General features: G+C 44.1%; 22 protein-coding genes, 1 other RNA gene and 2 pseudogenes. 4 read left to right on the top strand and 21 right to left on the bottom strand.

What is annotated here, in order from left to right; all coding sequences use genetic code 11:
- The first annotated feature begins 61 nt into the window (after positions 1 to 61).
- Together J5O05_RS15570 and J5O05_RS15565 are read left to right on the top strand one after the other, a co-directional pair.
- Positions 62 to 1,209: pseudogene (locus tag J5O05_RS15570) on the top strand (IS3 family transposase).
- Between the two features lie 140 nt (positions 1,210 to 1,349).
- Positions 1,350 to 2,258 (top strand): hypothetical protein, encoded by a 909-nt coding sequence (locus J5O05_RS15565; protein WP_208842840.1) that lies wholly within the window; start codon positions 1,350 to 1,352, stop codon positions 2,256 to 2,258.
- 25 nt (positions 2,259 to 2,283) lie between these two features.
- On the opposite strand, the gene J5O05_RS15560 is transcribed toward J5O05_RS15565, so the two are convergent.
- The 5 genes from J5O05_RS15560 to J5O05_RS21985 all read right to left on the bottom strand — a co-directional run bounded on the left by J5O05_RS15560 (position 2,284) and on the right by J5O05_RS21985 (position 4,151).
- The gene (locus J5O05_RS15560; protein WP_208842839.1) at positions 2,284 to 2,913 is read right to left on the bottom strand and encodes a TnsA endonuclease N-terminal domain-containing protein; all 630 of its coding nucleotides are present in this window, start codon (positions 2,911 to 2,913) and stop codon (positions 2,284 to 2,286) included.
- A 130-nt stretch (positions 2,914 to 3,043) separates the two neighbouring features.
- Positions 3,044 to 3,140, bottom strand: an RNA gene (gene ffs / locus J5O05_RS15555) — signal recognition particle sRNA small type.
- Between the two features lie 179 nt (positions 3,141 to 3,319).
- Positions 3,320 to 3,625, bottom strand: a complete 306-nt coding sequence (locus J5O05_RS21990) for a DUF3014 domain-containing protein (protein ID WP_280117665.1) — start codon at positions 3,623 to 3,625, stop codon at positions 3,320 to 3,322.
- Positions 3,567 to 3,731 (bottom strand): DUF3014 domain-containing protein, encoded by a 165-nt coding sequence (locus J5O05_RS22575; RefSeq protein ID WP_280117664.1) that lies wholly within the window; start codon positions 3,729 to 3,731, stop codon positions 3,567 to 3,569. Before J5O05_RS22575 ends, J5O05_RS21990 begins: the two co-directional genes overlap by 59 nt.
- 135 nt (positions 3,732 to 3,866) lie before the next feature.
- Positions 3,867 to 4,151, bottom strand: a complete 285-nt coding sequence (locus J5O05_RS21985) for a hypothetical protein (RefSeq protein WP_244369660.1) — start codon at positions 4,149 to 4,151, stop codon at positions 3,867 to 3,869.
- A 187-nt stretch (positions 4,152 to 4,338) separates the two neighbouring features.
- Between J5O05_RS21985 and J5O05_RS15545 the strand changes: the two genes are divergently transcribed.
- A complete protein-coding gene (locus J5O05_RS15545; RefSeq protein ID WP_208842838.1) occupies positions 4,339 to 5,484 on the top strand; it encodes a patatin-like phospholipase family protein in 1,146 nt (381 codons plus the stop codon).
- A gap of 97 nt (positions 5,485 to 5,581) precedes the next feature.
- On the opposite strand, the gene J5O05_RS15540 is transcribed toward J5O05_RS15545, so the two are convergent.
- Entirely contained in the window at positions 5,582 to 7,555 is a 1,974-nt protein-coding gene (locus J5O05_RS15540; protein WP_208842837.1) for a monovalent cation:proton antiporter family protein, read from the bottom strand.
- Between the two features lie 183 nt (positions 7,556 to 7,738).
- Between J5O05_RS15540 and J5O05_RS15535 the strand changes: the two genes are divergently transcribed.
- On the top strand, positions 7,739 to 8,635 hold the full coding sequence (locus tag J5O05_RS15535; protein WP_208842836.1) for a GGDEF domain-containing protein: 897 nt from the start codon (positions 7,739 to 7,741) through the stop codon (positions 8,633 to 8,635).
- A gap of 57 nt (positions 8,636 to 8,692) precedes the next feature.
- On the opposite strand, the gene J5O05_RS15530 is transcribed toward J5O05_RS15535, so the two are convergent.
- The 15 genes and pseudogenes from J5O05_RS15530 to J5O05_RS15460 all read right to left on the bottom strand — a co-directional run bounded on the left by J5O05_RS15530 (position 8,693) and on the right by J5O05_RS15460 (position 26,364).
- Positions 8,693 to 9,031, bottom strand: a complete 339-nt coding sequence (locus J5O05_RS15530; protein ID WP_208842835.1) for a hypothetical protein — start codon at positions 9,029 to 9,031, stop codon at positions 8,693 to 8,695.
- 10 nt (positions 9,032 to 9,041) lie between these two features.
- Positions 9,042 to 10,391 carry a tRNA lysidine(34) synthetase TilS gene (tilS, locus tag J5O05_RS15525; RefSeq protein ID WP_208842834.1) on the bottom strand — a complete coding sequence of 450 codons (1,350 nt, stop codon included), beginning with the start codon at positions 10,389 to 10,391 and terminating at the stop codon, positions 9,042 to 9,044.
- A 109-nt stretch (positions 10,392 to 10,500) separates the two neighbouring features.
- The gene (gene accA / locus J5O05_RS15520) at positions 10,501 to 11,457 is read right to left on the bottom strand and encodes an acetyl-CoA carboxylase carboxyl transferase subunit alpha (RefSeq protein ID WP_208842833.1); all 957 of its coding nucleotides are present in this window, start codon (positions 11,455 to 11,457) and stop codon (positions 10,501 to 10,503) included.
- 15 nt (positions 11,458 to 11,472) lie between these two features.
- Positions 11,473 to 14,965, bottom strand: a pseudogene (dnaE, locus tag J5O05_RS15515) (DNA polymerase III subunit alpha).
- 43 nt (positions 14,966 to 15,008) lie between these two features.
- Positions 15,009 to 15,599, bottom strand: coding sequence for a ribonuclease HII (rnhB, locus tag J5O05_RS15510; RefSeq protein ID WP_208842832.1), 591 nt, complete (start codon positions 15,597 to 15,599; stop codon positions 15,009 to 15,011).
- Positions 15,589 to 16,740 carry a lipid-A-disaccharide synthase gene (gene lpxB / locus J5O05_RS15505; RefSeq protein ID WP_208842831.1) on the bottom strand — a complete coding sequence of 384 codons (1,152 nt, stop codon included), beginning with the start codon at positions 16,738 to 16,740 and terminating at the stop codon, positions 15,589 to 15,591. The genes rnhB and lpxB overlap by 11 nt, the downstream gene beginning before the upstream one ends.
- Positions 16,741 to 16,812: 72 nt before the next feature.
- On the bottom strand, positions 16,813 to 17,583 hold the full coding sequence (gene lpxA / locus J5O05_RS15500; RefSeq protein WP_208842830.1) for an acyl-ACP--UDP-N-acetylglucosamine O-acyltransferase: 771 nt from the start codon (positions 17,581 to 17,583) through the stop codon (positions 16,813 to 16,815).
- Position 17,584: 1 nt separating this feature from the next.
- Complete coding sequence (gene fabZ / locus J5O05_RS15495) at positions 17,585 to 18,037, bottom strand: 3-hydroxyacyl-ACP dehydratase FabZ (protein ID WP_208842829.1); 453 nt, start codon at positions 18,035 to 18,037, stop codon at positions 17,585 to 17,587.
- A 12-nt stretch (positions 18,038 to 18,049) separates the two neighbouring features.
- Positions 18,050 to 19,087, bottom strand: coding sequence for a UDP-3-O-(3-hydroxymyristoyl)glucosamine N-acyltransferase (gene lpxD, locus J5O05_RS15490; protein WP_208842828.1), 1,038 nt, complete (start codon positions 19,085 to 19,087; stop codon positions 18,050 to 18,052).
- Positions 19,087 to 19,554: an OmpH/Skp family outer membrane protein gene (locus J5O05_RS15485; RefSeq protein ID WP_377096505.1), complete on the bottom strand. Its 468-nt coding sequence runs from the start codon at positions 19,552 to 19,554 to the stop codon at positions 19,087 to 19,089. The genes lpxD and J5O05_RS15485 overlap by 1 nt, the downstream gene beginning before the upstream one ends.
- A 62-nt stretch (positions 19,555 to 19,616) precedes the next feature.
- Positions 19,617 to 22,088 (bottom strand): outer membrane protein assembly factor BamA, encoded by a 2,472-nt coding sequence (gene bamA / locus J5O05_RS15480; protein WP_208842826.1) that lies wholly within the window; start codon positions 22,086 to 22,088, stop codon positions 19,617 to 19,619.
- Between the two features lie 72 nt (positions 22,089 to 22,160).
- On the bottom strand, positions 22,161 to 23,513 hold the full coding sequence (gene rseP / locus J5O05_RS15475) for a sigma E protease regulator RseP (RefSeq protein ID WP_208842825.1): 1,353 nt from the start codon (positions 23,511 to 23,513) through the stop codon (positions 22,161 to 22,163).
- 2 nt (positions 23,514 to 23,515) lie between these two features.
- Positions 23,516 to 24,715: a 1-deoxy-D-xylulose-5-phosphate reductoisomerase gene (gene ispC, locus J5O05_RS15470; protein WP_208842824.1), complete on the bottom strand. Its 1,200-nt coding sequence runs from the start codon at positions 24,713 to 24,715 to the stop codon at positions 23,516 to 23,518.
- On the bottom strand, positions 24,712 to 25,581 hold the full coding sequence (locus J5O05_RS15465; protein WP_208842823.1) for a phosphatidate cytidylyltransferase: 870 nt from the start codon (positions 25,579 to 25,581) through the stop codon (positions 24,712 to 24,714). The genes ispC and J5O05_RS15465 overlap by 4 nt, the downstream gene beginning before the upstream one ends.
- Before the next feature lie 3 nt (positions 25,582 to 25,584).
- The gene (locus J5O05_RS15460; RefSeq protein ID WP_208842822.1) at positions 25,585 to 26,364 is read right to left on the bottom strand and encodes an isoprenyl transferase; all 780 of its coding nucleotides are present in this window, start codon (positions 26,362 to 26,364) and stop codon (positions 25,585 to 25,587) included.
- Between the last annotated feature and the right edge of the window lie 46 nt (positions 26,365 to 26,410).

Here is a 26,410-nt window from a genome sequence, read left to right as displayed (position 1 = left end):
AATCGCCACTAGTTTCCTAGACACCTCTTAGTTAGATAAACTAACTCAAAGAGAGGTGCTTATGAGCGGCAAACGCTATCCTAAAGAATTCAAAATCGAAGCGGTTAAACAAGTTGTTGATCGGGGTCATTCCATCGCTGATGTTGCTAAGCGACTAGATATCACCACACACAGCCTATATGCTTGGGTGAAGAAGTATGGCCCTGATAACAAACAACACAACGACTTATCTGAGGCGCAGGCAGAGATTAAACGCCTGCAAAAAGAACTAAAACGGGCCACTGAAGAGCGCGACATTCTAAAAAAAGCCGCGGCGTACTTCGCAAAGCTGTCCGACTGAGGTACGCCTTTATTAAGGAGCACAATGATCGGTGGCCGGTACGCTGGCTGTGTAACATGCTGGATGTTCATCCCAGTGGTTTTTATGCATGGAGCAAGCAACCATCTTCAAAACGTGACAAGGCAAACCGTCGGCTGACAGGGTTAATCAAGCAGTTCTGGCTGGAATCTGGTTGCGTGTATGGTTACCGTAAGATCCATTCTGATTTACGTGATACGGGCGAACGTCTGCGGTATTAACCGGGTGTATCGATTGATGCAATCTGAGGGCTAAAAGAACAGGTTGGTTACCGCAGACCGAGGTATCGCAAGGGTGATAGCCATATCGTTGTGCCTAACCGTTTACAGCGCCAGTTTAATCCAGTAACGCCTGATGAGGTGTGGGTAACTGATATCACCTATATCCGCACGCACGAAGGTTAGTTGTATCTGGCCGTCGTGGTGGATCTGTTTTCCCGCAAAGTTGTTGGTTGGTTGATGCATTCCCAAATCAGCAAAGACATCGTATTAAACGCACTACTGATGGCGGTTTGGCGACGTCAGCCGAAAAAGCAGGTGATGGTGCATTCCGATCAAGGAAGCCAATACATCAGCCACGATTGGCAGGCATTCCTTAAAACTCATGGCTTGCAAGGCAGTATGAGCCGACGCGGAAATTGCCATGATAATGCTGTAGCCGAAAGCTTTTTCCAGCTGCTGAAGCGTGAACGGATCAAACGCAAGATCTACTCAACACGGGATGAAGCCAGAAGTGATGTGTTTGATTACATAGAAATGTTTTATAACAGCAAACGAAAACATGGTTCCAATAATCTGCTGTCACCGGTAGAGTATGAAAACCGTTACCAAGAACGGCTGGGAAGTGTCTAGTTTATTGGTGGCGATTCAATCCTTACTGACAGCAGGGGCACCAGACATTCATTGGTTAACCTATTGCTGGCACTATTCAAGGTGTCGGGCTTGAGTTACATTGTAACTTCAATTATAGGTGTTTAGAGTAAGGGCATTGTATGGAAAGGGATAGTAATTCTGAAACAGTTCAACCAATTTGGATGAGGCCTGCATGGCTCACTGCAATAGCGACAATTATTACAGTTGTATTAAGTGTTCCAAATGTTATTGGCGACTATTTTTCTAAGCAGCAAGATATTGAAATAGCCAAAACCAAGAATCGTGGTGAGCTGTTAGCTCAGGAGTTTTCAATTATTGAGAAGACTCAGCAAAAAGATGGTGAAGAGAGGGTTTTTTTCCTTAACTATTTGAGTCGAGTGCTCGATGATCCTGAAGGTAAAAAATGGGCTGCTGAAGCTTCGATTAGTTTAAGAAAAGCTCTGGATAGAAAGAATGAACTAGAGAATGAGAAAAAGGAGATATTAGAACAACTCAGCGCGTTAGCGTTGAGCAAGCAAGAAGTAGAAGAGAAAACGTCCACCGACTATTTGGCTTTGGCTAATGAATACAAACAAAAAGAAGCCAACTTGAAAAAAGAAATTAGGGAAAAAAATGAACAAATTAATGTTATAAAGAAAAATAACGACTTAACAATCAGAGAATACGAAAATAAAGTTAAATACGTCGTCGTAGTAAATTTAGAATCGGATAAATCTCGTCATCTTTTGGTAGGTAGGTGGTTCGGGTTCGATAAGTCAGCTCAGAGATATGAGAGTTTTAGTTTAGCCTGCCAGTCTTCGATTTGCATGGGTATTATAGAGGCGAATGCTTCAAGGGGTATTACATCGTCAATAAGATTTAAAAGCAACCTTGGTGTAAGCTCATCTAGTATTAACGTATTTTCGACTAAGGTAGTAAATCGTTATGGCGATACTTCTATACCAAATCTAGTATCTATAAATTGTGCAGATAACGTTGATGAGCTGCATTGTGCTTTGATCGATCTTGCTCAGCTTATGGATGACTAGTGCTTCCTCAAAGTTAAACTCGTCTTCAAACTCCATCAGCCCAAATCACCGACTCTAAAGTAAGTTCTGTGTTTAAGTCTGAATGAACACTGCCTAAAGACAATAAACGACATACCGAGGCAAGCACCTCACCAATGGAGGCTTTTAGGGTCATTACTAAGTCTTGAATGGTGATTTTGCGCCATTGATTCACTAACTGAATGATTGAAAGCTGAAGATCAGTTAAAGATTGGAAACCAGAGTAACGATGAAGCAGTTTTAGATTATCTAAGGTTGGATAAACACGAATTTGTTTGTCGGTCACTAATATCAGCTCGATACCAGTTTGCGCTTTGGCAGCGAGCTGTTTTTGCGCAAAGCGCGCTCTAAAGTCAGGATTCGCGATTTTGCTATAAGGTTTAATTTCGATAAATTTTTGTGGCTTGTCGTGATGTGAGATCAAAAAGTCTGGCGTGTAACGGCAAACTCGGCCGTCAAACTCATATTCAAACCCTAACGGTTGAGCTTCAAAGGTTTTTATTTCACGAGAGTATTCAAAGTGAAAGCACGCATCGAATTCTAAGGATGATTCAACTAAGCAAGTGCCTTTGTTCTTTTGACTTGCAAACTTATAGAGGTTTTTGACTCTGGAGTGCTTTAGTTTACGCCTGATCATAACCATCACCGAAAACACGCGACGGTCTAAAAATAGGCAATGCAGAGTTATTATTCAAATTTTATGCGGGGTTTTACTTCAAATTTGCAGGATTATACTTCAAACAGCAGTTTTGGGAATTGGGTGGCAGTCTTACCAGCCACATCCCGGCACACAAGTCATACGCTGTGGCTGCTTCGTTCCCGACCTGACCAGGTTCACGTACTATTGTTGCGAGAGGACCAATAAGACTACCATAGAGAGCCGTCTTAGGCGCGGGATGGATTATCTCGGGTTTCCCTTCGAGTTTCAAGGGAAAACCACAAGAAAAACGTCAACTGACCAAATATCGGACAAATTGTCGTTTTATTGATGCTTTAATTCTTTTTGTACAGCGCGAAGTGTCACTTTCAATTTTTCCATGTTTTCAGAGTACCATTCGTAAAAATAGTTTTTGTGCGTCAGAGAGTTGCTCCCACTCTGTGCTAACGTATTTGTATGTCACTGATTCTTTGATAAGTGGCAGCGGTGATTTTGGAATGGGTGTATCTATCAGCTCTTGAATCGCACTTTCGAGCGTACCTTCGAACTGGTCTCCTTCATAACCAATCTCCTGATAGGCTTCGACAAATAATGGTTGGAACTCGTTATACATGCGCACCAGTTGTGCACCGCTAAAACGAGTAACGAGACTCAACATACGGTGTATAGCGCTCAAAACTATTTGGATCAATCGTGACGATGTCTCCTTCAATTGCCGTAAACTTCTCTTTTGGCTGCTGTACAGGGCTGTGTTTTTTAGCGATGTCGCCTTTCGCTAAATTATCAATAAAAACCACTGTCCGACGGATTAAATCGTCGTTTGCAAGTAACTTAACCGCTGAGACTCGATACTTTATTTTCTATAGCTTGAATAACCGTCGCATCACTGTTATCAAGGCTTGGAAGCGCTGGCTTCGTAGGTTGTTCAGGCTCTAAACGTGGTGTTGAAACGGTTTGTTCAGGTTCTGGCAGTTCAACCGATGCAGAGCCTCAGGTATCGTTGTTGTAGGTTCAACCAATTCAACCTGAGATTCAAGTGGTTTGGTTGGGATCACATCGGGCACAGGTACGGGTTCAGACGATGCGATTGATTCCCCTTGCTTTGTCATTACATACGCGACAACCACCGCTAAAATCACAAGGATGGCTGACGCAAACAATAAACTCGCTTTTTTGTTATTGTTTGCAGCTTGATGGTCGGATTGTTGTTCTGACATGAAGTCTCCCTTTATATAAACTTCTTCACTTTCGATGCTGGAGCTTCCTCCAGTATTGGCATAAACTAAAATTAAATCAGAAAGTAACGTGCGTTTTCTGAATGCAACCTTACTCTCACAGCACACATACTTATTATAGGTATGAGCGCGGCAAAACCAATTAGTTCACTCACATTTAATGGTAATTATGGGTAGAAAGCAACAAAACCAAGACAAACCAAACGTTGCCCTGCTATTAACGGGTGGTGGTGCACGTGCTGCCTATCAAGTTGGCGTGTTAAAAGCTCTCGCTCACAGTATGGCCAGAACTGCGCCCCTTCCCTTTCAAATCATTAATGGTACATCTGCGGGCGCGATAAACTCCTGCGCATTGGCTTGCTATGCATCCTGTATGCATTTGGCCGTTCGGAAAATTGAATGGGTGTGGAAAAATTTCCACACATCAATGGTATACCGAAGTGATTTTGTGGGTGTGTACCGAAATATCTTTGGCAACATGCTGCGTAGTTTTCAGTCCGAACATTTAAATCATCCACCTGCGAGTCTATTGGATAATGCACCTCTTCGTCGATTGCTGAGTGAAGTGTTGGACTTGGCGCGTATTGACCGAAATATCCATCGCAATTTTTTAGATGCTGTTTCGGTCACTGCGTCTTGTTATTCCACGGGTGAATCGGTCGCCTTCTATCAAGCCAGAGATGCAGAACCTTGGAAACGTGCACGTCGTCGTGGCCAACATATGCAACTGACTATTGACCACCTAATGGCATCGAGCGCCATTCCGCTGGTTTTTCCGAGTGTAAGAGTGAAGCACCATTATTACGGTGACGGTTCAATCCACCAGCTCTCGCCTTTAAGTCCACCGATACATTTAGGCGCGGACAAAATTTTCATCATTGGTGTTGATCAACCAAAACCAGATACTCCCGTTGGGTATGAGCCTCATTTTCCAGGTATGTCTGCGGTTGCGGGTCATTTGCTTGATAGTATTTTCAGTGACACACTCCAATCGGATTTAGAGCGTTTATCTCGTATCAATCGCACGGTCGATTCCGTTTGCGAAGAGGAAAGCAAAACCGAATTAAAGCGTATAGATACGTTATTAGTTAATCCATCGGAAAACTTCAACCAAATAGCGCAGGAGCTTTACGATGACATGCCCTTGGCTATTCGGTCTATGCTTCGGTTAATTGGTGTGAAAAAAACAACTGATTCCAGTTTGCCAAGCTATCTGATGTTCGAAAAAGCGTTTACCCAACGTTTGATTGAAATTGGTTACCAAGATGGGCTGCGCAAACTGCCTGAAATTAGAGCGTTCCTCGAATTAAATTAGTCGCTTTTTACCGATTGCCAACTTTGCATGTTCATAGAGGCAACGATTGTCGTGTTGAATGAAGTTGAATCAAATGTCTTTATAGTTCAATCCACTTTTATGGTAAGCCATCCAGCAAAAATTGTTCTGCCCTTTCCACCCGTCTCGGCTTTCCCTTCAATAACACAACATCGTGCGGCAAAATCTCCGTTGATTCATCAGGCATCGATATCTCCGTGCCGTTTCTCCTCAACGCGCTGATCTCGACTTTGCGCTGCAACAGTCCAAGTTCTTTAATAGTTTTATTTACTGCAAATGCATTCTCAGGAAGCGCAATGGCGTGCAAGAATTCAAGTCGGTCCTGCTGTTCCATACGCAAATCATCCGTATCTCCTGCAAAGAACCCATGTAAAAACGCGTAGCGATTTTGACGTTCCTTGCTAACACGTCTAAGGATACGTTTCATCGGTACACCTGACATAAACAACACGTGAGAAACAAGCATCAAGCTCGCTTCCAATTCTTCTGGCACGACTTCCGTTACGCCCACTAATTTCAATTGTTCTACATGAGTGTCATCACGAGTCCGCACGAGAATATTCACTTCAGGCGCAACGCGCTTGATGGTATCAATAATCTCTAAACTCTTTTCATATTCCACGAAGGAGATGATAACGAGCCGCGCTTTCTCAATTCCAGCTGACTTAAGGATGGCTTTTTGACCTGCATGACCGAAATAAACCGTTTCTCCCGCGGCTTTTGCCTCTTGAACTAAGGTTGGGTTGAAATCGACCGCGACATAGGGGATTGCCTCTGGTTTTAAAAAACGGGCAATAGTTTGCCCAACGCGACCAAATCCAACAATGACAACATGGTTCGACAACGATTTTAAGTCATTATTTTGAGGTTGCTCACCTTCATCGTGGCCACCCGAGACATTCAGCGTATCAAGAATAAAATCCAGTTTATCAATGATGTATGGTGTAGCGGCCATAGATAGTACGCCTAAAGCAATGAGAAATGATGCCGTACCCGCATCAAACATATGATGTTTGCTCGCCAAAGCCACTAACACGAAACCAAACTCCCCCATCTGCCATAGCATTAATCCTGATGCTATGGAATCACGCTTTCGCTCTCCCATTGTTTGAGCAGCGGCAGCCAATATAATCACTTTACAGACGAGTAACCCTATCAACGAGACAACAACCCAGCCCCACACATCGGCAAGGTAATTTAGGTTTAATTCCATGCCTACAGTAACAAAAAACAGCCCCATCAAGATGTCGCGAAATGGTCTAATTTCGGCTTCAAGTTGATGCCGATAGTGACTTTCACCTAGCATCATACCCGCTAAAAAGGCCCCTAGCGCCATAGATAACCCAAAGGCGTACGTCATCATGCCAGCACAAAGTGCGACGAGAATGGTCGTCAGTACAAACAGTTCATCTGACCGTGCAGATGCGACTTCATTGAATATTTTTGGTAGTAACCACTTACCCACAGCTAGAAGAAAGATACACACAAATGCACCTTTCGCGAATGCAAATAAAATGGCACCAGCCACATCTTTGCCACCCGAATTAGCCAGAAGTGGTAACGCTATCAATAATGGTACAACGGCAATATCTTGGAACAGCAATACGCCGATGGCGAGTTGTCCTCGACGGATATTCAGTGTGCCGCTTTCTTTTAATACCTTAACAACCACGGCCGTTGACGAAAGTGCCATTAACGCCGCAATCGTAAATGCCGTGAGCGTATTATAACCAATAAGTTTCAACACCATCATGCCAATACCGGTGGTAACGAGCACTTGTAACGTGCCAAGACCAAACACAATGTTGCGCATTGCCATTAAACGCGGCAACGAAAACTCAAGGCCTAAACTAAATAGCAAAAAGACGATACCTAATTCGGCAATAAGGTGTATTTCCTCACTGTTGGTCATCCAGCCAATACCATGGCTGCCTGCTAATAGTCCTGTCGCCAAATAGGCTAAAATCGCGGGTAAACCGATGCGCTTAAATACCCATACAAGCACTACGGCCGCTGCGATTAACGCAAAGATTTGCGCAAATATGTTTTGCAAACGCTGTCTCCGTCAAACTCTTGGCTACGTGACAGTCGTTTACACGCCATCACCCCTGTTTTGCCGCCTCATTGCCGCATCATTTCTTATTAAATATAGCAACCAGCTGTTTTATATCCAGTTTAAAAAACTGGCACAGTATTCGCTTAATCCAATACGAAAGTTGTACTAAAGGGGTTAACGATGGAAAATGTCCATATTCTGTCACAGCGCATGCCAACACGCGGCGAATTTTTGCCGTTTGGGTCTGCATTGCAATCACAGTCAAGCCTAAACGAGTATCAAAAACTCGTTGAGAAATTACAGACATCTTTAGATTTAACTGAACTCGTTACAATCTATGCTGACTTTGCTGCACGTGTTTTTAAATTTAGTGGAATGCAATTTCACTGCTCACTAGGCGTGTTTCCAATGAAAAACGCTGATTTGAGCAATACCCCATCAACATTTGAATTGCATCTAAGCGGCGAGCATTTAGGTCAACTGGTTTATTTTAGCCAATATCCAGTGTCTGAAAGCATTACCGATAAATTAGCTAAATTTCATCAATGTCTTTTGTATCCGCTTCGAAATGCGTTGATGTACACGCGTGTACTAAAACTTGCGACCAAAGATTCTTTAACCGGACTTAACAATCGCAGTCAGTTTAATGAAATTTTGAAACAGAAAATCGAAACAGCGCGTCGTCAACATCGTCCGTTTGGTTTAATGCTGTTGGATTTAGACAACTTTAAGCAAGTTAACGATGTGTACGGCCACAAAGCCGGAGACGAAGTGCTTGTCGAATTTGCGACGATTTTGGATAACAGTGTCCGCGCTACGGATTCCGTGTTTCGATTCGGTGGAGATGAATTTGCCATTCTCATTGATGATCCAGCTATCATGACCAATAAAGTGGTTGCTGAGCGCATTATGAAAACGGTGACAAAATCAGCACTGATGAACCGCTATGGCGTAACCAGCAGTATCGGCTATACACTTGCACTTAGCAAAGATGAAGAAGACGAGCTGTTTGCCCGCGCAGATAAAGGCCTTTATCAAGCGAAAAACGCTGGCCGAAATTGCGCTCGAAGCGCCTAACACACTTTTGATTTTCACGTGGCTCAGTTCCCCTTGCTGAGCCATTTTTTTATCCGCTTAATTCTTACCTTTTTGCAGCAAGGCCGTTCCTGCCAGCAATAATGCAAAGCCAAAGAAAAAACCAACAACCGCAAAAACAAGTGCAACGACGCTTGGGATCTGTGCAAACACGATATGCACCAACGGCATTAGTAGGCTCAAAATAAACCAAACACCGCCCTTACCATGCCAATACCCAAGTAACATTAAGGCTGACAAACCACCAAACCCAACACCTTGTAAACCAACCGGCCAAGAATCAGCTGAATAAGCAAACAACCCTGCTGCGATGAACGTTAAAATGACCAAACCCATTGGTGATTTACGAATAATGCCTGAACCTATTTTTTGTTCCACCCTTGCCTCTCTACTTCGCTAACGCTTCGTGGGATTTTGGACTCAATTGCCAACGGATCCCATTGTCGACTAAATGGGAGTGTGCGATACCAACCCCGACAATTTGCACGGGTGTATCGTTATAAAAAATCACCGGAATGTTGCCACGCTCCCAAGACGGAATTTTCGCGTCTTTTAACCAGTGTTTGATGGTATTTGAACCCGGTTTGTGACTCAAGTGAATGCGAACCAATGGACAATTGAAACGAACACTGATGGTTTCGTCTTCGTGCGGTAATCGAAGCCCTTTGGTTGTGTGAACTTGCTCTAAAATCATGGCCCCTAAATCAATTTGAAGACCTAACTCTACGGGTTGATTTGAGTATTGTTTACTTGGTTTGACTAAATAGAGCTTATCTCGGTAGCGCTTTACACACATACCTTTTAGTTGAATGTCGATTTGTGCGTCGTCTTTCGAGGACACCGCTTGAAGACGGATTTGTTCCAATATGGCAAAAGAAGGCATGGGTAACTGCCCAAGCCTAATGAAAGCGCGCAGTACATTACGTTGCCGCGATACACTCATGCCACGCACGGTGTTTAAACAGAGCGTGCCATTATCTAGTGCGGCCCGCAAATCAAGCTCCGTATATTCATCCAACAAGTTTTGCTGATCTCGCAAAAGTGCTGCGCTTCGCGTAATCGTTCGCAGCAACCCTGGCTGCAAACGCTCCCACAATGGGATCACATTATTGCGTAAAAAGTTGCGTGCGTATTTATCGTCAGAATTGGATTCATCTTCAATATGTTGAATTTGAAAAGTTTCGACAAACGCATCAATCTCTTTTCGGGTAGACTCCAATAACGGTCGGAAACACAGCGCTCCATTACCTAATAAACGAGATTCGGCCATACCTGCAAGCCCAAGGCTTCCAGCACCACGTTGCAATCGAAGGAGCACGGTTTCAAGTTGATCGTTTGCATGATGTCCAAGCAAAATAATCGTTGTTTCATCTGAGTGCTTTTCAAACGCGGCATATCGTGCGATTCGAGCCTGTTCTTCAATACTGTGTCGAGCTTTTTCAACAACGTGTACGGCTTCTGCATAAAAAGGTATGTTCAGCGAGCTGCAACTATGCTGCGCATGTGCTTGCCAAGCATCGGCATTTATCGACAAACCATGATGTACGTATAGAGCTTTCATCTCTAACAAATGCGATTGACAAAACGCTTGGCAAAGATGCAACAGTACCATTGAGTCCGCGCCGCCCGACAACGCAACCAGCAGTTTCGTTTTGGAGGGGTGTTGAGACAAAAAACACGCTAGTTTCGACTCCACGCTTTTATACAAAGGATGTGAAGAAATTAATAGTGTCATCATCTTCCTTTTTTTGGCTTGAACACAACATAGTTTGAAATACAAAGGCTCGAAATAGAAAAAGCCGCTTAAAGCGGCTTTTTCTCACAGTTTGCATGCAAGTGCAAGTCGATTAGCAATAACCAAACGACATCAAACGTTTGTAACGTTGGTCTAGCATGTCTTCTGTGCTTAATGCATCTAAATCGGCAAGGTCGCGCTTAAGTTGATTCTTAAGATTCTTTGCCATTGCATCGTAGTTACGGTGTGCTCCACCCATTGGCTCATCAATAATGTTATTGATAAGGTCTAGCTCTTTAACGCGAGACGCCGAAACACCCATCGCTTCAGCCGCGAGAGGCGCTTTTTCTGCACTTTTCCAAAGAATTGACGCACAACCTTCAGGTGAAATAACAGAGTACGTGCTGTACTGCAACATGTTAACGCGATCGCCAACACCGATTGCCAAAGCACCACCTGAACCACCTTCACCAATCACCGTACAAATAGTTGGCACTTTAAGCGCCGCCATCACTTTTAAATTACGTGCGATAGCTTCACTTTGACCACGCTCTTCTGCACCAACACCTGGATACGCGCCCGGTGTGTCAATGAACGTGATGATTGGCATTTTGAAGCGCTCAGCCATTTCCATTAAACGTAATGCTTTACGGTAACCTTCTGGTTTTGGCATACCGAAATTACGTTTGATCTTCTCAGCAGTATCACGGCCTTTTTGTTGACCGATAACCATAACTGGACGACCATCTAAACGCGCAACACCACCTAAAATAGCGGGATCGTTGGCAAACACGCGATCCCCTGCAAATTCATCAAATTCAGTGAAAATGCGGTCAATGTAATCACGTGTATAAGGACGAAGTGGATGACGCGCTAACTGAGAAACTTGCCATGCACCTAAGTTAGCAAAAATCTTTTGTGTTAGTTCGACGTTTTTTTCTTTTAGTTTGCTGATCTCGTCTTCAAGACTTAAGTCTAAAGTGCCCGATCGGCTCACGTTTTGTAACTCTTTAATCTTTGCTTCTAGCTCCGCAATTGGAAGCTCAAAATCAAGATAATTGAGACTCATGCTCTAAACTACCTTTTAGTTAAATTCTAATTCTATTTCTTGTGCAGCCAAGAGCGATAGTCGACGGATCAAATCATCGCTTGGCGTCACACACCATTCTGTACCGAGTGTTAGCTCAGCCCATGCATCTGGACGCTGATAACCAATTTTTATAGGGCAAGTGCCAAATTTGTATGGTTCTAACACTTTTTTCAAACTTTCAATGAAGTTCGCATCAATTTGCGTCATATTCAGCGTCATTCTTAACGCTTTAATCCGCTTTTCGCGCGCTGCAGCTAAGGTACAGACGTCTCTAGCGGTCATTGTAATGCCACCAGAGAAGTTATCAAAGCTGACCTGTCCAGATATTACCAATATTTGGTTAATTTGCAGCAAATCTTGGTACATTTCAAACTGTTCAGGAAATAATCGTACATCTAATCGCGCACTTTTGTCATCAAGCGTAATTAGTCCCCAACGCGCGCCCTTTTTATTAATAAGGGTTCTTGCACTAATTACCAAGCCCGCTGCGGTAGCCTGCCCATCTCTTGGGGTAGGTTGCAAATCAACCAGTTTTCCAGAGGTATAATATTTCAGCTCTTTCCTGTATTGATTGATTGGATGCCCTGTAAGATACAAGCCTAATGTTTCTTTTTCACCTTCTAGCCATTCTTTATCTGATAATTTCGGCACAATCACAAAAGCATTGGCAACTTCTTCCGGTTCAACCGCAAGTAAGCCGAATAAATCGCTTTGCCCGAGTTGTTCCGCTTTATGGTGTTGTTCAGCCGATTTCATTGCATCAGGTAAACTTGCTAATAAAATCGCGCGCCCACCTTGGGTTTTATCTGGCCCTAGATTGTCAAGCGCACCGGCATAAATCAGCTTTTCGATGACGCGACGATTCATTTTCTTTAAATCTACGCGTGCGCAGAAATCAAACAAGTCTTTAAATGGTCCGTCTTTTTCACGCGCTTCTAGGATGGTTTCAACCGGGCCTTCACCGACCCCTTTTATTGCACCAATGCCATAAACAATTTCACGTTGTTCATTCACCGTGAATTTGTACATCCCCGCATTCACATCCGGTGGCAACAACGTAAGCTTCATGTTCTCGCATTCGTCAACAAGCGTTACGATTTTATCGGTGTTATCCATATCCGCGGACATTACCGCCGCCATAAACTCAGACGGATAATGCGTCTTCATCCAAAGCGTTTGATACGATACCAGTGCATAGGCTGCAGAGTGAGATTTGTTAAAGCCGTAACCTGCGAATTTCTCTACCAAGTCGAAAATTTTCATCGCAAGTTCGCCATCGACTCCATTTTGCACAGAGCCTTCTTCGAAGGTCGAACGTTGCTTTGCCATCTCTTCTGGTTTTTTCTTACCCATCGCACGACGGAGTAAGTCAGCGCCGCCAAGACTGTAACCTGCAAGCACCTGCGCAATTTGCATTACCTGTTCTTGGTAAAGAATGATGCCGTAAGTAGGTTCGAGTATTGGTGCCAAACTTTCGTGCTGGTACTGCGCATCTGGGAACGAGATTTCTTCACGTCCGTGTTTTCGGTCAATGAAATTGTCTACCATGCCTGATTGTAAAGGTACCGGTCGGAATAGCGCCACGAGAGCTATCATGTCTTCAAAGCAGTCGGGTTTCAAACGACGAATAAGGTCTTTCATCCCGCGCGATTCTAGCTGGAACACTGCGGTTGTTTCAGCACGCAGCAAGAGATCAAAGCTCGGTTGATCTGTCAGTGGAATTGCGGCGATGTCGACAGGCTTTTTACCATCACGCACGAGCCGCTCATTCGCCATATCCAGTGCCCACTGCAAAATCGTCAGCGTACGAAGGCCCAAGAAGTCGAATTTAACCAATCCTGCGGTTTCAACGTCGTTCTTATCGAACTGAGTAACCGGAAACTTACCTTCTTCATCGCAATATATGGCTGCAAAGTCCGTAATCGTGGTGGGAGAAATCACTACACCACCCGCATGTTTACCGGCGTTTCGCGTACACCCTTCTAACTTGCGACACATGTCTATGAGTTCACGAACTTCTTCATCATTGTCGTAGGCTTCAGGCAAACGAGGTTCAGCTTCGAACGCCTTCGCAAGCGTCATACCGGGGTCCGGTGGAACCAACTTGGAGATTCGGTCAACAAACCCATATGGGTGACCAAGAACACGGCCTACGTCGCGGATTACCGCTTTTGCCGCCATCGTTCCAAAGGTAATGATCTGGGAAACCGCGTCTCGACCGTATAGTGCAGAAACGTGATCGATTACCTCATCACGTCTATCCATACAGAAGTCGATATCAAAATCGGGCATTGATACACGTTCAGGGTTCAAGAAACGTTCGAAAAGTAAGTCGAACTGCAGCGGGTCCAAATCGGTGATTTTAAGCGCATAAGCAACCAATGAACCGGCACCAGAGCCACGGCCTGAGATTCACTGGTATGTTGTTGTCTTTACTCCACTGAATGAACTCCATAACGATGAGGAAGTAACCGGGGAATCCCATCTGGTTAATACAGTTCAATTCGATGTCTAAACGTTCATCGTACTCTTTACGTTTTTCTTTGCGCTCATCTTCGTCAGGGAAAAGGAAGAGCAACCGTTCTTCCAGACCATCTTTAGAAACCTTGACCAAGAAGTCTTCGATTTTTAGATCGCCAGTAGGATAATCAGGTAAGAAGTATTTACCAAGCTGCACCGTAACGTTACACCGCTTTGCAATTTCAACGGTGTTTTGCAGCGCTTCAGGAATATCTGCAAATAGCTCCGCCATTTGCTCTGGTGTTTTAAAATACTGTTCTTTAGAAAATCGCTTTGGACGCTTGGTATCATCCAACGCATAGCCATCGTGAATCGCAACACGAATTTCATGTGCGTCAAATTCGTCTTCTTTTAAGAAAACCACTTCATTTGTTGCAACAACGGGTAAATCGTATTGCTCGGCAAGGGCAACTGCGGCATGCAAATATTCTTCTTCTTGTGCTCGGCCTGTACGATGAAGTTCTAAAAAGAAATGATCCGCGAAATGCGTTTGATAAAAAGAAAGCGTTTCATCTACCAAAGCGCTGTTGTTTTTTAACAGTGCTTTACCCACGTCCCCGTCTTTAGCGCCAGAGAGCAAAATAAGCCCTTCTTTGTATTCTTCAAGCCACGCTTTATCTACAACAGGACGTTGAAACACATGACCTCGTCGATAAGCTTTCGAAATCAGCAACGTCAGATTTTGATAACCTTGATTGTTTTTCGCCAGTACGACTAAACGACATGGTTCGTCAGGGAATTGTTCCGAACGAAGCCATATGTCTGCGCCAATAATAGGTTTGATGCCCGCACCATGTGCGCCACCATAAAACCGTACCAATCCACATAAGTTCATTTGATCGGTAATTGCAAAGGCGGGCATCTCAAGTTGTGCCGCATGCCCTACTATTGGCTTGGTTTTAGCCAAACCATCTACCATCGAAAAGTCACTATGCACGCGAAGGTGTACAAACCTTGGTTCCGGCATTACCTCTCCTAACGAGTAATCTTTGTTCTTATTTGTCTACTATTTAGTTATTCAACAACGCTTGTTGAACAGGTTTGAAGCTACGACGATGATGTGGCGTAACACCATATTTCTCAAGCGCTTCAAAATGAGCTTTTGTAGGATAACCTTTGTGCCCTGCAAACCCATACTCAGGATACGCCGCATCCAAGTCAACCATTTCTTGGTCACGTGTCACTTTAGCTAAAATAGATGCCGCACTGATTTCAGGCACTAAACTATCCCCTTTCACAACAGCCTGTGCAGGTACGTTTAATGTCGGCAATCGGTTTCCATCCACAAACACAAATTCGGCTTTGACGGATAAACCCTCCACCGCGCGCGTCATTGCGAGCATCGTGGCGTGGAGAATGTTTAGTTCATCAATTTCAGCAACTGAAGCGCGAGCAATGCAGTAACATAAGGCTTTCGCTTTGATCTCTTCAGCAAGTAATAGACGCTTTTTTTCACTTAATTTTTTAGAATCCGCCAATCCGTCTATCGGATTATTTGGGTCAAGGATCACCGCTGCGGTAACGACATCCCCTACAAGAGGGCCTCGTCCGACTTCATCCACACCGGCAATCAAAGAAATATTAGGGCGTTCAATTTGCATTAATAAGGTCCTTAACGGCGAGTGCCGCTTGTGTGCTTGCTTCTAAGCGAATGCTTTCATGAATTGCCATGAACTTAGCTTTCAAAGCACTGTTGTCTTGTCGCAGCATTGGTAAAAGCGCATCGGCTAAGGCATCTGGGTTACAGTCTTCTTGTAAAAACTCAGGGACTAAAGAGGCATCAGCTAATAAATTGGGCAAGGAAAAATACTTAATATTGAATTTGAAGAACGTTGTAAAAATCCAATAGCTCAGCGGTTTAAAGCGGTAACCCACCACCATAGGCTTTTTGTACAACATCGCTTCAAGCGTTGCAGTACCAGACGCAAGTAAAATTGCATCCGCTGCTTTCATCGCTGTTGCCGACTGGCCATCAAGTAATATCGGATGAAAGTCCGGAAGAATGCGCGATAAAGCTTCGCTAAACTGTTGTTTGCGCGCATCATTCACAAGAGGCACGACCACTTTGAGATGAGGCAGATGGTTCAGTAATTTCTTCACTGCCAACAAATAGGACTCACTCAATAAACCGACTTCAGAACCTCGGCTGCCCGGTAACAAGGCAAGGACAGTGTCGTCCGCAGACAAACCAAGTTCTGCTCTTGCAGCTAAGGTGTCGTTGATTAGTGGTATCTCGTCCGCTAATGTATGTCCCACAAACGTGCAGGGTACTTGATGCTTGTCATAAAAAGCTTTTTCAAAAGGCAGTAACGACAATACTAAATTGGTCGCTTCTGCAATGGTGAAAATTCGCTTCTCTCGCCATGCCCACACGGACGGACTGACATATTGCACGGTTTTTATTCCAGCGGCTTTAAGTGATTTTTCAACTCGCAAATTAAAATCTGGTGCATCGATACCCACAAATACATCCAGTGGATTATCAATAAAATATCGAACAAGTTGCTTCTTAATACGAAGTAAACGGGGCAGTCTGCCAAGTACCTCAATCAAGCCCATTACCGCAAGCTCTTCCATATCAAACAAAGACTCACAGCCTTCTGCTTGCATTTTAGGGCCGGCAATACCGACAAATTTTGCGTTAGGATAATGGACTTTGAGCGCGCGAATTAAACCTGCACCGAGGATATCACCTGAGTGTTCGCCTGCAACGAGGCCGATTGTGATTGGAGTGTCTGTCATATCTTTTTTAAGTACACTAAACAAAAACGCCATACTCGCAAAGGTATGGCGTTTGACTCGTTCAACCGTTGCTTAACGAATAATGCCACGGTCCGACGTGCTCAGGAAATCGAGCATTAACTTTACTGCTGGGTACGTTTGCGCATCTTCCTGAAGCGCCGCTGTCGCCTCTTCGATACTTAACCCTTTACGATAAAGTGTTTTGTAAGCACGACGTGTCGCCATGATCTCATCAGATGAAAATCCGCGGCGCTTCATGCCTTCAGTATTAATAGCAGCGGGCTTTGCTGGCGTGCCTGTTGTCGTAACAAACGGTGGGACGTCTTTATTCACACCAGAGTACATGCCGATAAAGGCATGTGCACCAATTTTACAAAACTGATGTACGCCTGTGTTGCCTGCAAGTATGACCCAATCACCAACGTGTACGTGGCCTGCTACACTCGCGTTATTTGCAAAAATAACGTTACTGCCGATAACTGCATCGTGAGCTACGTGGGTATACGCCATAAATAAGTTATTGGAGCCAATCGAAGTGATCCCTTTATCTTGAATCGTACCACGGTGGATAGTCGCACATTCACGGATAATGTTGTTGTCACCAATAATTAGCTGAGTGGGTTCATCCTTGTACTTTTTATCTTGGCAAGCTTCGCCAACCGACGCGAACTGATAAATATGATTACCTGAACCGATTGTTGTTGGGCCTTTCACCACAACGTGCGATTCAATAATACAATTGTCACCAATTACTACGTCATTTCCAATGTAGCTATAAGGGCCGACTTTTACGTTTTCGCCGAGCCTAGCGCCTGACTCAATAATCGCTGTAGGATGTATCACTCTATAACTCTCTTCTTGCACACATAAGTTCAGCAGTACACACTGTCTTACCCTCGACCTTTGCTTCTACTGCAAATTTCCATAAATTGCGGCGCTCTTTCAAAAATTGAACGTGCAAATGCATGGTGTCGCCTGGTGTTACAGGATGTTTAAAACGTGCTTCGTCAATTGCTGCAAATAAGTATAGCTCATTATCGCCACGGTTCTCGACCGTTTTGAAGCCCAATAGGCCCGTCGCTTGCGCTAATGCTTCCAGAATTAACACACCAGGGAAAATTGGTTGATCTGGGAAATGGCCCGTAAAAATTGGCTCATTAGCCGTCACGTTTTTAATGGCGTGTAAATACTCGCCTGGTTTGTAATCCAACACGCGATCGACCAAAAGCATTGGGTAGCGGTGTGGCAATAATTTCAAGATTTCTTGAATATCAAAGCTATTTAATTCGTTAGCCAAAATAGCATCCTTTTATTCAGGGTGTTTAAGTTGTTCGACTTGGTTTTCAAGGACTCTAATGCGCGCCTTAAAATCCGATAAATTTCGTAAATGGGCCATGCTCTTACGCCACTCAAGGTTTGTGCTATGAGGCACACCTGAGGAGTAAACACCAGGCTCAGTGATGGAACTGATGACCATCGACATGCCAGTGATCACAACACCATCACAGATTTCATTATGTCCATTAATCGCAACCATTCCGCCAATCTGACAGAACTTACCAATGCGTACGCTCCCCGCTAAAACAGTCGCGCCTGCGATAGCAGTACCTGACCCAATTTCAACGTTATGCGCAATTTGACATAAATTATCAATGATCACGTTGTCGTGTACTATGGTGTCATCAATGGCTCCACGGTCAATTACCGTGTTTGCGCCTACTTCAACATGATTACCGATAATGACTCGACCAACCTGAGGGATTTTAATCCAGCGGCCTTGTTTATTTGCATAACCAAAGCCGTCACTTCCTATGACCGCACCCGTTTGAAACAAGCAGTCTTCGCCTATTTCAACTTCGTGGTAAACCGTTACATTTGCCCACAATTTTGTGCGGGCGGCAATTTTGGCATACTTTCCAACGAAACAGTTAGCACCAATTTCAACATTGTCACCAATTATTGCTCCAGACTCTATCACCGCATTTGCACCAATGTGTGCAGACGAACTCACAACCGCATCGGAAGCAATAGTCGCACTTGGGTGCACACCGCTTGCCGATGCAGGTGTTGTATCTAATTCTTGAGCAATAATGGCATAAGCAGTGTATGGGTCACTTGTAACGAGTTTATGACCCGAAAAGAACTCTGCTTCACTCGGTGCTAGGATAACTGCGCCCGCTTGAGTAGTAGATAACTGACTGCGGTATTTCTTATTAGCCAAAAACGCAATGTCTTGGCTAGATGCATTCGCCAGTGTTGCAATTTTGCTTACCACAAAATTGCTGTCTCCTTGTACCTCAGCGTCAATCAGTTTCGCGAGCATCGCGAGTGTATAGTGTTTTTCCATTACTTCTTGCTTACCACTGCAACAACTTCATCAGACAAGTCAGTTACTTTTTCTGGGTTAAAGTAAACTGTCGTGTCTTTCGTTTTCACTTCGTCAAACTTGCCTTTCTTTGCAACTTCTTCGATAGCAGAAACGATGATCGTTTGTACCTTTTGCAATTCTTGTTGTTGACGAGTTTTAAGTTCCTGCTCTAGTGGGCGACCTTTTTCAGTCAGTATTTTTTGCAAACCTTGAATTTTATCGCGAAGCTTTTCTTTTTGGTCTTCGCTCATTGTTGTTTGCTCGCGCTTGAACTTTTCAGCTTCAAAACGGATGTCGCCCTGAATCTTTTCAAGCTCTTGACGGCGCTCAGCAAATTCGCTTTGAAGCGCTTGCTCGATTTTGCCCATTTGTGGAATTTGTTGATACACTTTTTGCATATCAACTAAACCTACTTTGTGTGCAAGTGCGCTTGCTGATGTACCCATTAAAAATGCTGCTAGCAGGCTAACTGCTGAAGTCTTTACAAATTTGTTCACAATAATACTCCTTAGAAAGTGTTACTAATATTGAAGCTAATCGTTTCAGTGTCGTCATCTTCTTCTTTTTTGAGCGGATAAGCGAAACTGATTAGCATAGGTCCCATAGGTGAAATCCACTGTACAGAGAGACCTGCAGATGCACGGTAGCGAGATGGATCTGAGTAATCATCCAATTTCGCAATTTGATCTCGTTGTAATTCGGTATAACGACCTAAATCGAATTCGGTATCCCAGACGTTGGCCACATCGACAAATAAGCTTGTACGAACTGAACTTGATTTGTCTTCATCCATAAACGGTGTCGGCACAATAAGTTCAACGCCAGCAAGTGCCTTCGCGTTACCACCAATACGTCCGTATGGTTGTAGAACGTCAAACTGCTCGTCACCACCGATACCGGTCGTTGACGAACCATCGGCATTCGGCGTACCTGGAATTAAGTTAGGCTCACGACGGATTGCTTGTGGCAAAATAGTGTTACGTTTGAAACCACGTAATTCCATTTCGCTGATTCGGAAAAACTCTTGGAACGGCAAGGTTTGTTCTGCACCATTGGTTTTGCCGTAACCATTACCGTAACCAAACGCTGCTCTTGCTGAGAATACCCAACTGTGGTCGTTAGTGATTGGCCAGTAGAAACGCGAATCATAGTTGATCTTAAAGAAGTTCAAATCTGAGTTTGGCGTTGTCATCATAAAGGATGCAGATTGACGAGAACCATCCGTCGGGAACATACCACGGTTAATCGTTACGCGTGACCAGCCGACACTCAGTTCATATTTCGTAAAATTAAATGGTGCGTCTGGGTTTAATGGATCAGTAAACGATTCACGTAAAACACGGTTTTGTTCAAATTCGGTAATGTTATCAAGTTCTTCTTCAAGCCAACGAAGACCAAAGTTCACACGATTTACCGCATCAATTGGGAAACCGATGTTAGTACCGATACCGTATGTTTTTGAGTTATACCCAACGATACCAAAATCGCTACCATCGAAGTCACGATAGAAAATACTGCTGCCTTGAGAGACACCGTCTGGCGTAAAGTATGGGTCAGTATAAGAAATGCTGTATGAGTTTGAACCACGCGCAGTGTTGATGTTAAACGCAAGCTGGTTACCCGTTCCCAAAAAGTTAGATTCACTCACACCGATGTTAAACTGTAGACCCGCATAAGAACCATAAGCAAGACCAGCTTGGAAACTACCCGCAGGCTGCTCTTTCACTTTAAAGTCGACATCGACCAAATCGTCTTGACCCGGCACTGGATTGATAGCGAAGTCTACCGTTTCCATGTATGGCAAACGTTGAATTTGTAACTTCGAGCGTTCAAGTTGCTGGTTCGACAACCAAGCACCTTCCAACTGGGTCATCTCACGGCGCACAACTTCATCTGCCGTGATTTGGTTACCTTCGACAATGATGCGACGTACATAAACGCGCTTGCCTGGGTTTACTGATAGCGTCAGTTTTACTTCTTTCTTTTCATCGTCGATTTCAGGGATCGTACGAACTTCCGCATTTGCATAACCAAAACGCGCTAAGAAGCTTTTGATGAACTCTTCAGACGATGTGACAACTGAGCCGTTGTAAAGTTCGCCAGAACGCAGTGGCAATACAGCGCGTACTAACTCTTCGCGACCAAGTAAATCACCAATAAAGTCAAAACCTTTAACGGTATATTGCTCGCCCTCGGTCATGTTGGCTGTTACGTAAACTGCGTCCCTTTCAGGACTGACCGATACTTGCGTTGAATCGATATTGAAACGCAAATAACCACGATCTAGATAAAAACTCTTAATTTTTTCTAAATCGCCTTCAATTGTTTTCTTTTGATAACGGTCGTTCGACAGAAATTGCCACCAAGGCAAATCTTGTTGTGATTCGAACAACTGAAGAAGGTCTTCATCCGAGAATAGTTCGTTACCAACTAAGTTAATTTGGCGTACAGAGGCGGCATCACCTTCTTCAAAGTTCAACTGTAACTTCACGCGGTTTCGCGGTAACGAAGTCACTTTGATGTCTACTTTGGCGTTGTATTTACCAATGCTGTGGAAGAACTCGGTAAGACCTTTTTCAATGTTATCAAGTACGGTTCTATCTAATGGCTCACCTTGACGGATGTTTTGCTCTTCTAAACTTTGCGTGAGCTGCTCATCTTTAATGTCTTTGTTGCCATCATATTCAATCGAGCTAATTGTCGGACGCTCAATAACCTGAATAACCAGTAATCCACCATCACGTAATACTTTGATGTTGTCAAAGTGACCTGACTGATAAAGCGCCTTAATTGTTTTTGATACAGTAAAGTCGTCAATCGTATCGCCGATGTTGATAGGGATATGAGTCAGCGCAGCACCTAATGCAACACGTTGTAAACCTTCAACTTTTAAATCTTCAACGATAAAGGAATTTTGCCCCAAGGCCGCAAAGCTTGCGCCAAGTAAACTGGTAACTGCTAAATGTTTTTTTATAGGCATTTTATTATCTTTGTCCTTTACAACTTTCTAGCGGTATTGCGCCTAAATTCTTTTTACTAATAGGTAAGAAACCTAAAGTCTCGCAACATCATTCATTAACGCAAAACAGGTTAAAGCGAGCAAAAGCATTGCACCGACTTTAAAACCTAACTCTTGTGTCTTTTCAGAGACTGGTTTTTTGCGAATTAGTTCAATTATGTAATACATTAAGTGCCCGCCATCGAGGACGGGCAGCGGCAATAAGTTGAAAACACCTAGGTTTACACTAATTAGCGCTAAAAAACTTAAAAAGGCAACTAAACCGTAACTAACGCTAGCTCCAGCACCTACCGCGATGCCAACCGGCCCACTGAGGTTTTTAACTGAAACTTGACCGGTCAGAAGATTACCTATCATATCAAAACTGAGCGTGATTAATTCCCACGTCTTTTTCACGCCAAGCACCATACTATCCAATGGACCAAAATGTCTAGTTTCGATGTAATTTGTTGGCCAATTTTCTAATGCAGGGGCTACGCCTAATACGCCTTGTTCAGTCCCGTTATCAGCTACTTGTAGCGCAGGTATAGCAGTTAGTGTAACCTGTTGACTTTGACGTTTTATGTCAATAGCTAATGGAATATTGGCTGATTGTTGGATAAGCGCTACAAGTTCCTGCCAAGTACTCACTGGAGCACCATTTACAGCTAGAATTTGGTCACCGACCAAAAGACCTGCCTTCTCTGCCGCTGACCCCTTACTTACCAAAGCGAGGTTAAGAGTAATTGCGGGACGAAATGGCGTGATACCTAAAGATTCAGTTGGTGGAACATCTTGTTGGTCTAGCTTCCAATTTTGAATATCAAGACGGCGATACTGAATGCGTCCTGATTCATCGGTAACTTTCAATGTCATGTCGTTCTCGCCAAGCGAAGACATAAAGGCAAACATGACATCTTGCCAATCATGTACCGATTTTTCGTTTACTTCGAGAATGAGATCGTGAGGCTGCAATCCGCCTTGCGCGACGCGGCTTTGCTCTGCGACACTGCCAACAACAGGCTTAATGCTTTGTACACCTAGCATGTACATTGCACCTAACGCGACGATTGCAAAAAGAAAATTAGCCATTGGTCCTGCGGCGACGACGGCTATGCGCTTGGAGACAGGTTTATTGTTAAACGCGAGATGTCGTTCATGTTCGGCGACTTCTTCTACCCGCTCATCCAACATTTTAACGTAACCACCAAGAGGAATAAGCGCAATAACGTATTCTGTGCCGAGCTTGTCGTACCAAGTGAAAATTGGCTTACCAAAACCGACTGAAAAGCGCAGAACTTTCACCCCTGCTTTTCGTGCAACCCAGAAATGTCCATATTCGTGCACCGTGACCAAAATACCAAGCGCAAGAATAAACGATCCCAGATTCCACAAAAATTCCAGCATAGCTACCTCAATTCCTCAATAACGTTTAGGGCAATACGACGCGCTTGTGCATCCAGAGCCAATATCGCGTCCAATGAATCAGTCTCAGTCATCGATTGACGACTCAGTGATTCCGCATTGACTCGATAAATATCGCAAAACCCTATTTGTTCCCTTAAAAATGCCGCGACGGCAACTTCATTTGCCGCATTCACCGTGGTTGTGGCGGCTTGTCCCACTTTACACGCTTCCATCGCTAAACGTAAGTTCGGATAGCGCTCAAAATCAGGTTTTGTGAATGAGAAATTCATGAGTGTTGAAAAATCGATTGGTGCGACACCTGCATCGATTCTATTTGGGTAGGCTAGGCCATAAGCAATCGGTGTGCGCATGTCTGGCTGACCTAGCTGCGCAATCACTGAACCATCTTTGTATTGCACCATTGAGTGGATCATACTTTGAGGGTGAATCACAACTTCAATGTCATCGACTTGGCAATTAAACAACCATTTTGCTTCGATAAATTCGAGTCCTTTGTTCATCATTGTCGCAGAGTCAACCGATATTTTTTGACCCATAGACCAATTTGGGTGCGTTACAGCTTCACGCACAGTGACCTGCTCAAGGGTATCCAAAGCTCGGGTCAAAAATGGCCCACCAGAGCCCGTAAGGAGAATTTTGCTGATGCCAACGTCCGCAATATTACCTTGGCTGTTTTGTTGTAAGCAGTTCGGCAAACACTGATATATTGCGTTATGTTCACTGTCGATAGGCAACAAAGTCGCGTTGTGTTTACGGACTTTATCCATAAACAATTGGCCAGACATGACCAGCGCCTCTTTGTTTGCTAATAAAACCTTTTTGCCCGCTTCAACCGCACTCAATGTTGGCAGTAACCCCGCGGCACCAACGATCGCCGCCATAACGATGTCTACGCTTGCGTGAGACGCCATGGCTTGCATTGCCTCAACCCCGTATAGCACTTCGGGTTTAAATGGCATAGAGGCGGTTTTAAGGCGTGTTTCAAATACACGGGCATGCACTTCATCGCTGAGCACAACGAACTTTGGTTGATGCGTAATACATTGTTGTAGTAACCGTTCAACGTTCGTGCCTGCAACCAGCGCAAAGACGTGAAAAGCACTTTTGTTACGGGCAATCACATCTAAGGTGGACTGCCCTATTGACCCTGTTGACCCAAGAACAACAACCTGTTCTGTCATAGAGTAACCGTCCAGGCATAACAAAGTGCAAAAATTGGCGCCGCCGCGGTTAGGCTATCAATGCGGTCTAAAATGCCACCATGCCCAGGTAAACAAGAGCCAGAATCTTTAAGTCCAACTTCACGTTTAAACATACTTTCAAGCAAGTCACCAATGGCAGAGAACAGTGCAATAAATATCGTTAATCCCGCATAAACTGCCCAAAGGCTTTTAGGTACCGCTGCGAAATAACAAAACACCACGACAAAGACCACTGATGTTGCCAAGCCACCTAACAAACCTTCTATCGTTTTGTTTGGGCTTACTTTTGGCATTAACTTACGCTTACCAAAGTTCTTACCTGTGAAATAGGCTCCGATGTCAGCACTCCACACGATACCCAGAACCACCATAATTAACGTTGAACCAAAATGGTGTTCATCAGCAAAGTGGGCACTGCGCAAGGTATTCAATGCAAGCCACAATGGCACGAGTGTTAATAACCCTGCAACGCCTCGAAGCACAATCCCTTCACTCCATGCACTGGACATACGTGGATACTTGACGACCAATATCGTTGCGACAATCCACCAAGCAAACGACAGTGTGAAAATGTAATTCGCATCAGCGGTAAGCTGGCCTGATGATTGCCATAAAGATTCGATGGGCCAATGAAGATGAAGCGCACCAAGAATAAGAGCGACTAAAGTCGTGTAGCCAAATCGTGCACGCTTTGCCGATAATCCCATGAACGCAGACCATTCCCATGCACCTAGAAGAACAATGAGACCTGCAATAAAACTAAATTGCGCAAGAGGTGTATAAAACACCAACAGTAAAGCCAGCGGTGCAAGCACTGCTGACGTCAAAATACGTTGTTTTAACAAATTCTATACCTTCAACTCGGTTTGCTTTGAAGCGAGTAATTCTTTTATTTGTTCGCCAGTACAGCCAAAGCGTCGTTCACGCGACACATAGCAGGCAATCGCTTCTGCAAAGGCAGCCTCATCAAAATCAGGCCACAATGTTTGAGTAAAATACAATTCGGCGTAAGCCGCTTGCCACAACAAAAAGTTGCTAATTCGCAAATCACCACCGGTACGAATAAGCAGATCCAGCTCAGGCTGTTCCGCCATCGATAGGCGAGAGGTAATTGCGTCTTCTGTGATATCAGATGGTTGCAGCTTACCGCTTGCAACATCACTTGCCAATTGTTGCGCAGCTTTCGTGATGTCCCAACGTCCACCGTAATTGGCCGCTATATTCAACTGTAACCCAGTATTATCTTGGGTCAATGTTTCACTGTCGACCACTTTCTGTTGCAAGTTTTCTGGAAATTTAGACAAATCACCGATGATAGTCAGCTTGACATTATTTTTATGGAGTTTCCTTACTTCCTTTGTCAACACGAACAAAAAAAGCTCCATTAATGTACTCACTTCATCTTCAGGACGGCGCCAGTTTTCACTACTAAATGCAAATAGAGTTAGTGACTTTACTCCTAATTTTGAACAAAACTGAACAGCACTACGGACAGCATCAACGCCTTTTTTGTGGCCAAAAACTCGAGGACGATGACGCGCTTGCGCCCAGCGTCCATTACCATCCATGATAATCGCGATGTGCTTAGGTAATGACTGTTGTGAAATTGTTTCCGCGTTCAGAGCCATACTATTTCGTGAGTAAAAAAAAACGCCGCCTAGTATACCCTAGGTG

This window comes from Pseudoalteromonas xiamenensis, assembly GCF_017638925.1.
Lineage (GTDB): Bacteria > Pseudomonadota > Gammaproteobacteria > Enterobacterales > Alteromonadaceae > Pseudoalteromonas > Pseudoalteromonas xiamenensis.
The sequence above is the reverse complement of the archived record's forward strand: the minus strand, read 5'-3'. Positions and strand labels throughout refer to the sequence as shown.